General features: G+C 64.6%; 12 protein-coding genes. 8 read left to right on the forward strand and 4 right to left on the reverse strand.

Annotated elements, in window-relative coordinates:
• Positions 1-564 precede the first annotated feature (564 nt).
• Positions 565-1794, reverse strand: coding sequence for an MFS transporter (locus tag PYR64_RS16195; protein ID WP_189076688.1), 1230 nt, complete (start codon positions 1792-1794; stop codon positions 565-567).
• Between the two features lie 62 nt (positions 1795-1856).
• On the opposite strand from PYR64_RS16195, the gene PYR64_RS16200 reads away from it, so the two are divergent.
• From PYR64_RS16200 to purM, 7 genes are all read left to right on the forward strand, one after another.
• Positions 1857-2318, forward strand: a complete 462-nt coding sequence (locus tag PYR64_RS16200) for a helix-turn-helix domain-containing protein (protein WP_189076689.1) — start codon at positions 1857-1859, stop codon at positions 2316-2318.
• A 77-nt stretch (positions 2319-2395) separates the two neighbouring features.
• Positions 2396-3226 (forward strand): phosphatase PAP2 family protein, encoded by an 831-nt coding sequence (locus PYR64_RS16205; RefSeq protein ID WP_189076690.1) that lies wholly within the window; start codon positions 2396-2398, stop codon positions 3224-3226.
• A 154-nt stretch (positions 3227-3380) separates the two neighbouring features.
• Entirely contained in the window at positions 3381-3890 is a 510-nt protein-coding gene (uraD, locus tag PYR64_RS16210) for a 2-oxo-4-hydroxy-4-carboxy-5-ureidoimidazoline decarboxylase (protein WP_275776331.1), read from the forward strand.
• Positions 3887-4228 carry a hydroxyisourate hydrolase gene (gene uraH, locus PYR64_RS16215; RefSeq protein WP_018778721.1) on the forward strand — a complete coding sequence of 114 codons (342 nt, stop codon included), beginning with the start codon at positions 3887-3889 and terminating at the stop codon, positions 4226-4228. Before uraD ends, uraH begins: the two co-directional genes overlap by 4 nt.
• A 91-nt stretch (positions 4229-4319) precedes the next feature.
• The gene (locus tag PYR64_RS16220; protein WP_018778331.1) at positions 4320-4652 is read left to right on the forward strand and encodes a hypothetical protein; all 333 of its coding nucleotides are present in this window, start codon (positions 4320-4322) and stop codon (positions 4650-4652) included.
• A gap of 146 nt (positions 4653-4798) precedes the next feature.
• Positions 4799-6430, forward strand: a complete 1632-nt coding sequence (gene purF / locus PYR64_RS16225) for an amidophosphoribosyltransferase (protein WP_055972604.1) — start codon at positions 4799-4801, stop codon at positions 6428-6430.
• Complete coding sequence (gene purM, locus PYR64_RS16230) at positions 6427-7575, forward strand: phosphoribosylformylglycinamidine cyclo-ligase (RefSeq protein ID WP_275776336.1); 1149 nt, start codon at positions 6427-6429, stop codon at positions 7573-7575. Before purF ends, purM begins: the two co-directional genes overlap by 4 nt.
• 206 nt (positions 7576-7781) lie before the next feature.
• On the opposite strand, the gene PYR64_RS16235 is transcribed toward purM, so the two are convergent.
• Both PYR64_RS16235 and PYR64_RS16240 read right to left on the reverse strand, forming a co-directional pair.
• Positions 7782-8552: a VOC family protein gene (locus PYR64_RS16235; protein ID WP_275776338.1), complete on the reverse strand. Its 771-nt coding sequence runs from the start codon at positions 8550-8552 to the stop codon at positions 7782-7784.
• A 248-nt stretch (positions 8553-8800) separates the two neighbouring features.
• On the reverse strand, positions 8801-9025 hold the full coding sequence (locus PYR64_RS16240; protein ID WP_018778327.1) for a DUF3073 domain-containing protein: 225 nt from the start codon (positions 9023-9025) through the stop codon (positions 8801-8803).
• A 244-nt stretch (positions 9026-9269) separates the two neighbouring features.
• Here PYR64_RS16240 and PYR64_RS16245 point away from each other — a divergent pair, with 244 nt between their 5' ends.
• A complete protein-coding gene (locus PYR64_RS16245; RefSeq protein WP_275776342.1) occupies positions 9270-10229 on the forward strand; it encodes a septum formation family protein in 960 nt (319 codons plus the stop codon).
• Positions 10230-10241: 12 nt separating this feature from the next.
• On the opposite strand, the gene clpB is transcribed toward PYR64_RS16245, so the two are convergent.
• Positions 10242-12899 carry an ATP-dependent chaperone ClpB gene (gene clpB / locus PYR64_RS16250; RefSeq protein ID WP_018778325.1) on the reverse strand — a complete coding sequence of 886 codons (2658 nt, stop codon included), beginning with the start codon at positions 12897-12899 and terminating at the stop codon, positions 10242-10244.
• Between the last annotated feature and the right edge of the window lie 88 nt (positions 12900-12987).

Consider the following 12987-nt stretch of genomic DNA (forward strand, 5'->3'; position numbering starts at 1 on the left):
CATCCACCAGCCCTGCTGGGCCCTGCCTGGACGATTCCTGGAACCCGGTATCTTGCGACAGGGCACACTCAGCAGAGTTGATTTCAGCGGAAGGCCCCTGCACCCAGGATGCACTGATGTCCTATGCAGGAGGTGCAGCACCATTGGACACCCTCCGGGTCGACCTACAGCCGAAGACGGTAGAAGGGGTCGGCTGCCTCGTAGCATTGCCGGACGGGCTGGGAGTAAGGATAAAAGACGGACTCTCAGGTCGGGATCATGCCGTCCTGAGACGGTGTTCTGACCGGTTCTCACAACGCGACGTGAGCTGTGATCAGCCGCACACGGCCGAGATCGTGTATTCCAATCCGGATCCTGGACTGGCTGAAACGGACTGCAGAGCCCAAGCTGAGGTGTATACCGACAACGCGTTCAGTCGATACGGGACTAAGCTTGAGGTCCTGTCACGCACCTCGGCAGACGATACGACCTGTGTCGTGCAAGTCAAAGGCAGCAACGTACTGACCGGTTCTCTGAGGAACTTGGCCAGCCGAGCACTCCCTATTTCACCTAGCTAGTCTCCGCCTAACCTTGGCTGTTGCGAACCAAGCCCGCCGGCTTCTTGGCGTGCCGGACCCTGTCCGCACCCCACACCGCGAGCGCAAGCAATACGAAGACCGCCCCGAGCACGCTGGCTCCAGCCCAGCCCCAGGCGTCAAACACCGGCGCTACAGCCGCAGCCCCAGCCGCGCTGCCTACTGAATAGAACACCATGTAGCTCCCAATAATGCTGCTGGCTGACTCTTCAGCCCCGGCCACGATCATGGTCTGGCTGCTGACGTGGACAGCCTGGACAGCGGCGTCGAGGACGATGATTCCGGCGATGAACCACAGCAGCGACCAACTTCCCATGGACAAGGCGAGCCATGAACCCAGGAGCGCCGCCAAACTCACCCCTGTGACGCGCTGCCCCCAGCCACGGTCCGCCGCAGCACCGGCTTTGGACGCCGCCAGTATCCCCACGAGCCCGGCCAGCCCGAAGAGCCCGATAGCACCCGGAGGCAGGTTCCAGGCCGGGCTGCCCAGGAGCAGCGACATACCGCTCCACAGCACGCCGAAGGACGCAAAGAGCAGCATGGTAATCAGGGCCCGGGTGCGGAATACGGGATTGTTCCGGGTCAGCACGACGACGGAGCAAACGGGCCGCCAGTAGCGCACCTCTCCCCGGTCGCGGTTGTCGGACGGCAGGGCACGGAAGACCGCGACGGCGAGGACCGCCCCAGCTCCGGCCGCGAGGACGTAGACCGAGCGCCAACCCCAGAGATCCGTCATGCCTCCCGCCACTGTCCGCGCCAGGATGATGCCACTCACGACGCCGGCAGTGACGGTTCCGATGTTTCCTCCCCTTTGCGCGGGGGTGCTTGAGGCGGCGGTGAACGCCACGATGGTCTGCACGACGGACGATGCCAGGCCCAGGAGCAAGAAGCCGACGAGAAGGGCAGCCGGGGAGGACGCCAGGGCTACGGCCGTGGCTCCTGCCGAGGTGGCCCCGATCTGCAAGGCGATGAGTGCCCGGCGGTTCACCAAGTCACCCAGCGGCACCACGAGGACCAGGCCGAGGAGATACCCGGCCTGGGCCGACGCCACCACCCAGCCCACGCCGGCAACAGGAATTCCCACATCCGCTCCGATGCGTTCAAGCAGGGGTTGTCCGTAGTAGAGGTTCGACACCATGAACCCGGCGACGACGGCGAGCAACAGCAAGTGACGACGGCCCAGTCCCGCCGGGGTGCTTGTCTGAATGCCGTTCCTCATAGAGCGCCTCCCGCTAGATGGTTTCAATATGCAACCATATGATCCTATGGCAGAATGGTTTCATGTTGCAACCAATCGACATGGACTGGACAGACCCCGAGTGCCCCGTCGCCAGGGCGGCTGACTTGGTAGGCGATAAGTGGACCTTGCTGATCATCCGGGACTCACTGGACGGCAAACGGCGGTTCTCGGAGTTCCAGAAGTCCCTGGGCGTGGCCAAGAACATCCTCTCGGACCGCCTGCGACTCCTAGTGGACAGGGGGATCCTCGCCCGGATTCCCAACGATCGAGGAACACGGAGCGAGTACGAACTCACAAGTGCCGGGCTCGACCTCTTCACGCTGATCCTCAGCCTCCGGCAATGGGGCGAGCGGAACGCCTTCGGCACCAACGAACGCCACTCCGTCTTGGTCACCCCGGCCACGGGTCAGCCGGTGCCGCAGCTTCGCCCCCTGGGCCCGGACGGCAGCGAGCTCCAGCCCCGGGAGACGCTGGTGGTCAAAGTGGGCCATCCGGCACCGTGACCCGCCCCCAGCTTCCCCCGAATCCAAACTGCTAAGGTTACTCACCAATACCGAAGCCGCCACGATAGGGGACGCAAGTGACGACTGAAGGAAACGGGCCCGCAGAAAAGGGCATCCGGGGCGAGGTGCACCAGGACCGCTTCGTTGCCGGACAGGACCTGACGCGCTGGAAGTCCCCCGCCGGCCGGACCTTGGCCCGGGGCGCCGAATGGGTCACCGGACTCCTGGGCCCATATGCCGCACTCATCATCACCCTGGCGGTGGGCCTGGGTGTCACCCTGACGTTGGCCTGGGCGTTCGGCGAGGTGTATGAGTCAGTGACCGAAGCGGATGGGGTCGCAGGCTTCGACCACCCCGTTCTGGATGCTGCCAAGTCGGTCCGGTCCCCCGCTGCGGACGCGGCCATCACGGCCTACACAAATGTCGGCGGCACTGTGGGCATGCCCATCATTGCCGTGGGCATCATGATCTTCCTGGCCACACGGCGCCGCTCATGGACACCCGTCATCCTGATGCTCGCGGCCGGACTGGGCTCCCTGGTGATCACCATCCTGGGCAAGCCGATCTTCGGCCGGACCCGCCCCGACCAAGCCGACGCAATTCCGCCCTATGAGCATTCAGCCTCCTTCCCCAGCGGACACTCCCTAAACTCGATCGTGATCGCAGGCATCGTGGCCTACCTGATCATCCTGCGGCTCAACACCACGCGGGCACGGGTGGTCACGGTGGTCGTGGCGGCAGCCTTCGCCTTCACCATGGGCTTGAGCCGCGTCTATCTTGGCCATCACTGGCTGACCGACGTTCTGGCCGCGTGGGCCATCGGCATCGCCTGGTTGGCCTTGGTCATCACCGCGCATCGGCTCTACCTGACAGTGCGCACACGGCGTCATCGCGAGGTAGTCTCTTGACACCGGGCGGGCCGCTCGGCTTAACTGAATTACGTATGCTGAAATAACAGTTCCATGATGCGGAAGCTTGAAGCACCAGACTTCCTCCCGATAAAGCGGGAGTTCCGCATAGCCCACACCATGGATGCCAGCATTTTGCACGAGGATGACAAGCATGGAGCTTGCAGTATTCAACACGGCTGACCGGGACGAGGCCATCAGGACCTTGACCCCCTGCCTGGACATCAGCCGCTGGGTGGAAACCATCGTTGACGCGCGCCCCTACGCCAACGTCGACGATCTCCTGGGACAGGCCCAGCGCGCCGCTGAGCCGTTCACCCCTGCCGAAGTGGAGTCAGCCATGGCCCACCACCCCCGGATCGGTGAACGACCCAAGGCCCAAACCACCGAAGCCGCGATGTCGCGTTCGGAGCAGGCCGGTGTGGACCCGGGTGACAGCCAGACAACAGCAGCGCTGGCCGAAGGCAACCGCGCGTACGAGGAGAAGTTCGACAGGGTCTTCCTGATCCGTGCTGCAGGCCGCAGCGCACAGGAGATGCTCGCCGCCCTCCAGGAACGCCTCACCCACACCCCCGAAGAAGAAGACACAATCGTGGCCGGCCAGCTGCGGGAGATCGCACTGCTGCGGCTCTCCGGACTGATCAGCGAAGGAGTCAACGCATGAGCGTTTCACAAGTCACCACACACATTCTGGACACCGGTTCCGGCCGCCCGGCGACGGGTGTCGCCGTCGTGCTTTACGTCCGCGACGGCGACGACTGGACCTTGGTGGGCAAGGGCGAAACCGACGCCGACGGCCGGATCAAGAACCTGGGCCCCGAGCGGATTCCAGGTGGCGCCTACCGCCTGAACTTCGCCACAGGTGCATATTACGAAGGCCTGGGCACGGAGACGTTCTTCCCGGAAGTGGACCTCCACTTCACAGTTTCCGACGCCGGCGAGCACTACCACGTGCCCCTGCTGCTGAGCCCGTTCGCGTTCTCGACGTACCGCGGCAGCTAACCCGCCCCGCCGATGTGACAGATGATGCCAATGTTCCCCGCGAACATTGGCATCAACTGTCGCATCGGCGAGGAACGGTACGCTTGAAGACATGGCTTCAGAGGACACCACCCCCAACACCGGCCGCCGCGAAATCACCGTTCGCCGGGCACCCAAGTTCGTTCCCTTCATGATTTTGGGCGCGGTGGTGGGCGCGATCGTGGCCGCAATCATCGCCTACGGCCGCCCGGCCGACCCCGCATTCGATGCCGGCACGGTCTTTGGCTTCTTCCTGATTGTCTGCGCCGGCGGCGGCGTCATCCTTTTCTCGGTCCTGGCCCTGATCCTGGACCGCGTCAGCGTAAAGCGCTCCGAGCGGGCCGTCGTCGAAGCCGTCCCGGATTCGGTTCCGGACGAAGGACCCGAGAACGACGACGTCCGCTAAGTCGGGCGCCCGGGCCGCCTCTTTTGAGGGGAGCCACTGTGAGACACACCGCATTTTCGGCCGGACACGCCTGATCTTTGCCCCTTCGCGGGGTCATATAGGAATCGGGGGAACGTACCACGGCCACAACATGAGACAATCGACCAGTGGCACGTGGCGACGGAAAACTTTCTCATGATCTTCTCCCCGGCGAAAAAGGCCCCCAGGACGCTTGTGGCGTCTTCGGGGTTTGGGCTCCCGGTGAAGAAGTAGCAAAACTCACCTATTACGGGCTGTATGCGCTGCAGCACCGCGGACAAGAATCGGCTGGTATTGCTACCAGTGACGGCAAGCGCATCAACGTCTACAAAGACATGGGCCTTGTGTCCCAGGTCTTCGACGAGACGACGCTCAACACCCTCACCGGGCACCTGGCCGTAGGCCACTGCCGGTACTCCACCACCGGTGCAAGCCACTGGGCCAACGCGCAGCCGACCCTCGGTGCGACAGCAACCGGCACGGTTGCCCTGGCCCACAACGGCAACCTGACCAACACCGCTGAGCTCCGGGAAATGATCCTTGAGCGCAACGACGGCCAGCTGACCGGTGAAATGAAGCAGGGCAACACCTCCGACACCGCACTGGTGACCGCTCTCCTTGAGGGCGAAGAGGGCAAGACCCTGGAGCAGACCGCACTGGAGCTGCTGCCCAAGATCAAGGGTGGCTTCTGCTTCGTCTTCATGGATGAAGGAACCCTCTACGCAGCCCGCGATACCTACGGCATCCGCCCGCTGTGCCTGGGCCGCCTGGAACGCGGCTGGGTTGTCGCTTCCGAGCAGGCCGGTCTGGCGACCGTTGGTGCAAGCTTCATCCGCGAGATCGAGCCCGGCGAATTCATCGCGATCGACGAGGACGGCGTCCGCTCCCAGCGTTTCGCCGAGGCAACCCCTGCCGGCTGTGTCTTCGAGTACGTCTACCTCGCCCGCCCGGATGCTGCCATTGCCGGCCGCTCCGTGTACGAGGCCCGTGTTGAAATGGGTCGCCAGCTGGCCCGCGAAAACACCCATGAGGCTGACCTCGTGATCCCGGTTCCCGAGTCCGGTACCCCCGCCGCTGTTGGCTATGCCGAGCAGTCCGGGATCCCGTTCGCGCACGGCTTCGTCAAGAACGCCTACGTGGGCCGTACGTTCATCCAGCCTTCGCAGACCCTGCGCCAGCTCGGTATCCGGCTCAAGCTCAACGCTTTGGAATCCGTGATCCGCGGCAAGCGCATTGTGGTGGTGGATGACTCGATCGTCCGCGGCAACACCCAGCGCGCCATTGTACGCATGCTCCGTGAAGCCGGCGCCGCTGAGGTACACGTCAAGATTTCCTCTCCCCCGGTCCAGTGGCCCTGCTTCTACGGCATCGACTTCGCCTCCCGCGCGGAGCTCATCGCCAACGGCGCCACCATCGAGGAGATCTCCCAGGCCATCGGCGCTGACTCGCTGGCCTACATCTCCGAAGACGGCATGATCGGCGCCACCCAGCAGCCGCGCGAACGCCTCTGCACGGCATGCTTCACCGGCAAGTACCCGATCGAGCTGCCGCACGCGGACAAGCTCGGCAAGAACCTGCTGGAACGGACCGATCTTGGCGGACTGGAACCGGCTGCCGAGGCCGATTCGGTGGATGCTTCCGAGGATCCGGCCGAGAAGCCGGGCGCCACAGGCTGCGATCCCGGGCCTGACGCCGAATTCGAGAATTTGCTGACCGACGCTGATCGTTTGACCGACGCCGACAAGAAAGAGTCTGTATGACCTCCGCAACCCCCGCCGCTGAGAACACCGCCGGCATCACCTACGCTTCGGCCGGTGTCGACGTCGAAGCGGGAGACCGCGCCGTCGAACTCATGAAGGACGCTGTCAAGGCGACCCACAACTCGTCGGTGATTGGCGGCGTCGGCGGTTTTGCCGGCCTGTACGACGTCTCCAAGCTGCTCACCTTCAAGAAGCCGCTGCTGGCCACGTCCACGGACGGTGTCGGCACCAAGGTCGCCATCGCGCAGGCCATGGACATCCACGACACCATCGGTTTCGACCTCGTGGGCATGGTCGTGGACGATATCGTCGTTGTCGGTGCAGAGCCGCTGTACATGACGGACTACATCGCCTGCGGCAAGGTTGTTCCCGAGCGCATCGCGGACATCGTCCGTGGCATCGCTGCTGCGTGCTCCGTGGCCGGTACCGCCCTGGTGGGTGGCGAAACCGCTGAGCACCCGGGCCTGCTGGGCGAGCACGAGTACGACGTCGCAGGTGCCGCCACCGGTGTCGTCGAGGCTGACGCGCTGCTCGGCCCGGACCGCGTCCGTGCCGGCGATGTCGTGATCGGCATGGCTTCCTCGGGCCTGCACTCCAACGGCTACTCCCTGGTCCGCCGCGTCATCAACCACGCCGGTTGGGCACTGGACCGCCAGGTTTCCGAGCTCGGCCGCACGCTGGGCGAAGAGCTCCTGGAGCCCACCCGCGTCTACGCAGCTGACTGCCTGGACCTGGCCCGCGCCTTCCCGGTGCACTCGGCCAACGCCGTTCACGGCTTCAGCCACGTCACCGGTGGTGGCCTCGCTGCCAACCTGGCACGCGTCCTCCCGCAGGGTCTCGTCGCCACGGTGGACCGCAACACCTGGGAACTCCCGGCCATCTTCAAGCTGGTCTCAGAGCTCGGCAACGTCCCGCTGGCCGACCTTGAGCGCACGCTGAACCTCGGTGTGGGCATGGTGGCCATCGTTTCCGCCGAAGCAGCAGACGCCGCCGTGGCCCGCCTGAACGACCGCGGCCTGCCGTCCTGGATCATGGGCGCCGTTTCGGCTGACAGCGACTCGATCGACAAGACCGGCCCGGACTACGTTCAGGGTGCCAAGGGCGTCGACGGCGGCGCTGTCCGTTTGGTGAACGCCTACGCCTAAGCGGCATATCGCCTTATAAAAGGAGCGGCCGGGCAGTCTCAACTGCCCGGCCGCTCTTTTTTATTGCTTGTGGGCTGTCACTGGCGACACCCATATTCGTTGGTGCCAAGGATCCGGACTGCCGACACCCACATCCGGGCAGCGTCAGTCCATTTCCGCGGCCTCAGCGAATATGCGCGTCATCAATGGCCACGGCCCGCTGTGCTTCACACCTGGATCAGGCTCAGCACACCGCCCTGCGGATCCTGGATTGTAGCGAGCGACCCCGCCTCCGGCCGGGCATCGGGTTCAACCAGGAGCTCTCCCCCGGCGGCAACGGCTGCATCGGCGGCCTTGCGGACATCGTCCACTCCGAAGTACACCTGCCATCCGACTTCCTCGCCCTCTCCGGCAAGAACCACGCCAGCCACTTCCTCACCGTTCACCATCAGCGTGCTGTAGCTGCCGCCGTCGTCCTGCGGGTATTCGGTGACCTCGTATCCGAACAGCTGCTGGAGGAATCCGACGGCGGCCTGGGGCTCGGGCGTCAGGAGTTCAGCCCAGGCCAGCGCTCCGGGTTCGTTGTAGAGGTGGCTGCCGAGGTGCGTTCCGGCCTGCCAGATACCGGTGGTTCCGCCACCTGCGGCCTCGATGAACGCCAGTACCCCGGTATCGGCGACAGCCTCCGGCCCGAACTGGAGCTTCCCCCCGGCATGGGCAGCATCCTCGGCCACTTCCTCAGTGTCCGTGGCAGCGAGGTAGATGTTCCATTGGCCGTGGGTTCCGGCTGCTTCCTGCATGGAGTTCTGCGGAGCGATCACCGCCACCAGCTGGTCCTTCACGAAGGCCTGGGAGTAGCTGCGTCCGTCGGGGGTGGGCAGGTCCTTGTATGTCCAGCCGAAAACGCGCTGGTAGAAATCCTTGGCCGCCGCGACGTCCCTTGTCTGCAGGTCCGCCCAGCACGGCTCTCCGCTGGCGTAATGGTTTCGGGTGGTCATGGTGCCTGTGTGCTCCTGCTTCCATCTGTGCGCGGCTCATTGGCCGACTCAGCTGCGGGATAGTTGACCCAACGCATGCTGCGCTGGAAACTCCAGCCTACGCAGAAAAGGACCCCCAGGGTACGCCAATGAGCGGCGTGCCCTGAGGGCCCTTTTCAAAAGATGTACGGCATCCGGGGATGCGCGATGACCTTATGTACGACGGCGGTACGCAACTCAGTGCCAGCGGCACCTGTTGGTTGCGACAGCTATACGATACGGCGGGTGTCTACCTCGTCGTCATCATCTTCCGCGTACTTGTCCTCGTAGGCCGAATAGTCCGGCTCCGGGGGATCGTCGGGGAAGTGGCTCTTGACACGACTGGACGGACCCGTGAGCTCCCGCTCAAGTGCCGAATAGTCAGTGTTCGGGGAGTAGTACTTGATGTCCCGAGCCTGCTTGGTAGCTTTTGCCTTTTGACGGCCGCGCCCCATGGCGTGACCCCCTTTTGTACTTGGACCGGAGGTGGTCACCTTGGCTATCGGTGAGGCCCCGGAATGTTTGGTCAATTTGTCGTATGTCTAGATTACATGCTTTCAGGGGTGCCTGTGCGCCACTCCAACCCCGAGTCCGGGGCCAACACCGCCAAAACCAACGGCAGAGACCTCCAAGCCCGCCGAAAATTGGGTAGAGTCGGCCTCAATGCGGCTCCACAGCAGGAAAGGCACACCCCGGAATATGAGCCAGGACAACACCTCACCGCGTGATGGTTCGCCACACGATCAAGGCAAAGAGGGGTCATCCCCCACGCCCGAAACACCTCCCCCGGCTTCCGGTGAGCAGCCGCACTCGGCCCCGCTGACGACACCATCAGGCCTCCAGCCGGATCCGGCACCCGAGCTTGATCCTGACTTCGTACCGAATCCGAGCGAGCAGCCGGACCCCGCGCTGCCACCGGAAAGCGGCGAGGCTACCGCAGCCACCGACGGCGGCGCTCCCGACCCTGCTCACAGCGACGCTCACAGCGACGTTTCAGCGGCTGCCGAAGCGCCCACCGGCACGGACCCGCACTACCCGTGGCAGCAGCCATATCCGCCCCAGCAGCCCACTGCGGGACAGCCCTACCAAACCCAGCCCTACCCAGGGCACGAGCCGGGCATGGGCCAGGAGTGGCAGCCCGAGCAGCACGGCGATCCGATCAAGCGTCAGCGCCTTGTCATTGGTGGAATCGTACTCGGTGTCCTGGTCCTGATCGGGGTGGTGATCTGGGTCCTGCTTAACCTTCTCGGCACCCGCCCCGAAGCCTCCGTGGCAAGCCCCAGCGCGACGTCCACCCCCGGACCCCTTCCCCGCGACACGAACGCCAAGGATTTCCAGGTAGGCGACTGCTTCGCCAGCTTCGACCCCAAAGCCACTGAAGCCAGGGCCGTGGAGTGCGGAACAGAACACTCGGCCCAGCTCGGCGCAGTCTTCAGCTACGGAGCCGACGAGTCCTTCCCCGGCGCCACCGCTTTGCGGGACAAGGGCCGGGAAGTATGTAAAACAGTGAAGCTCAACACAGCGGCCGCCAACTACATCCTGCTCCAGCAGAACGTGTACCCCAGCAGCACCAGCTGGGATAGGGGCGACCGCCGCGTTGATTGCTTCATCGTGGTGGACTCCGGCAACACCATCAAGGAAAACCTCCTCGACAAATAGCGTCGGACGGCCTTACTTCCTGCGGACGGTGAGGCCCGTGCCTGCGGGGGCACCGCCGTCGGGGTTTGAGAGCGCCTCAAAACCCTCGATGGTGAGCTCGTCCACATCGGCTGCGGTATCGACCAGCACGGTGTCGCCGTCGCTGATCTCCCCTGCCAGGATCTCCTTGGCCAGGCGGTCACCGATCTCGCGCTGGACCAAGCGGCGCAGCGGCCGGGCGCCGTACGCGGGATCGTAGCCGGACATCGCGAGCCAGGCGCGGGCGCCGTCGGTCACCTCGAGGCTGAGGCGGCGATCGCGGAGACGGTTGCCCAGCTCGGCCACATGCAGCTCGACGATCCTTGCGAGTTCCTCAACGGACAGCGGATCGAACAGCACGATCTCGTCCAGGCGGTTCAGGAACTCCGGCTTGAAGGATGCCTGGACCACTGCCATGACGGCGTCGCGCTTGGCTTTGGCGTCCAGCGACGGGTCCACCAGGAACTGGCTTCCCGAGTTGGACGTCAGCACCAGGATGGTGTTGCGGAAGTCCACGGTGCGGCCCTGGCCATCGGTGAGGCGACCGTCGTCGAGAACCTGCAGGAGGATGTCGAAGACCTCGGGGTGAGCCTTTTCGACTTCGTCCAACAGAACCACGGAATACGGGCGGCGACGCACGGCCTCGGTGAGCTGGCCGCCTTCTTCGTAGCCAACGTATCCCGGAGGGGCACCGACCAGGCGGGCCACGGCGTGCTTCTCGCTGTACTCGGACATGTCGATCCGGATCATGGCGCGTTCGTCGTCGAAGAGGAAGTCGGCCAAGGCTTTGGCCAGCTCCGTCTTACCGACGCCCGTGGGACCCAGGAACAGGAACGAACCGGTGGGGCGGTTGGGGTCGCTGATGCCGGCACGGGCACGCCGCACAGCATCGGAAACGGCCTGCACTGCCTTGCTCTGTCCGATGAGCCGCTTGCCCAGCTCTTCTTCCATGTGAAGCAGCTTCTGGGACTCGCCTTGGAGCATGCGGCCGGCGGGGATACCTGTCCAGGCCGAAATGACCTCGGCAATGTCGTCGGCGGTGACATCTTCCGCCACCATCAGCTCAGGCTTCGAACCGCCGCGGGCAGACTCTTCCTCGGCTGCGGCGCTCAACTCACGTTCCAGTGCGGGCAGTTCGCCGTACAGGATCCGCGACGCCGATTCGAGGTCGCCTTCGCGTTGGTGCTTGTCGGCGGCCGAACGCAGCTCGTCGATCTTGGCCTTCAGGTCACCCACGCGGTTCAGCCCGGCCTTCTCGGCCTCCCAACGGGCGTTGAGCGCGTTGAGTTCTTCCTTCTTGTCCGCCATGTCGGCGCGGATTGCGGCGAGCCGCTCGACGGAGGCGGGGTCGGTCTCGTTCTGGAGCGCCAGTTCCTCCATGGTCAAACGGTCGACGGCGCGGCGGAGCTGGTCGATCTCTTCCGGGGCGGAATCGATCTCCATGCGGAGCCGGGACGCAGCCTCGTCCACGAGGTCGATGGCTTTGTCAGGCAGCTGCCGACCCGAAATGTAGCGGTTGGACAGCGTGGCCGCAGCAACCAGGGCTGAGTCTGCGATGGCGACCTTGTGGTGTGCCTCGTAGCGTTCCTTCAGGCCGCGGAGAATGCCGATGGTGTCCTCGACGCTGGGCTCGCCCACGTAAACCTGCTGGAAGCGGCGTTCCAGGGCCGGGTCCTTCTCGATGTTCTCGCGGTACTCGTCCAAGGTGGTGGCACCGATGAGCCGCAGTTCGCCGCGGGCCAGCATGGGCTTGAGCATGTTACCGGCATCCATGGCGCTCTCGCCGGTGGCCCCGGCACCCACTACCGTGTGGATTTCGTCGATGAACGTGACGATCTGCCCGTTGCTGTTCTTGATCTCCTCAAGCACAGCCTTGAGCCGTTCCTCGAATTCGCCGCGATACTTGGCGCCGGCCACCATGGAGGCGAGGTCCAGGGCGATGAGGGTCTTGCCGCGAAGGCTCTCAGGGACGTCGCCGGCCACCATGCGCTGGGCGAGGCCCTCGACGACGGCGGTCTTGCCGACGCCGGGCTCACCGATCAGCACCGGGTTGTTCTTGGTACGGCGGCTCAGCACCTGAACCACGCGCCGGATCTCGCTGTCGCGCCCGATGACGGGGTCAAGCTTGCCCGAACGGGCCACGGCGGTCAGGTCCGTGCCGAACTTCTCCAGGGCCTGGAAGGTGTTTTCGGGATCCGGGGAGTCGACCTTCCGGTCACCCCGGACACCGGGCAGGGCGGCGAGCAGCGCCTCGTGGGAGGCACCGGCGTCGCGCATTAACTTCCCGACGGCGTCACTTCCGGCGGAGAGCCCCAGCAGCAGGTGCTCGGTGGAGACGAAGGAATCGCCGAGTTTGTCGGCCTCGTTCTGTGCTGCCTGGATGGCCTGCATGGACTGGCGGGACAGCTGTGCCTGCTGCACCGAGGTGCCCGACGACGACGGCAGGGCCTTGATGGCCGAGCTCGCCTGCACGCTCACCGCATCAGGATCAGCCCCCGTGGCACGCAGAAGAGCCACGGCAACACCCTCCCGCTGGTCCATGAGGGCTTTGAGCAGGTGCGCCGGCTCCAGCTGGGGGTTCCCGGCCGTTGAGGCGTTCATGGCGGCCGCAGAAAGGGCCTCCTGGCTTTTGGTAGTGAATTTGACGTCCAAAGAGTGCTCCCTTTCTGGAGTGTGACCAATACTTTCAAAGTTGAGTCTACTACGCTCAAGTTTGATTTCGTGGTCATTGCTTCCATGT

It is taken from the genome of Paenarthrobacter sp. Y-19 (genome assembly GCF_029223985.1).
Classification (GTDB): domain Bacteria; phylum Actinomycetota; class Actinomycetes; order Actinomycetales; family Micrococcaceae; genus Arthrobacter; species Arthrobacter nicotinovorans.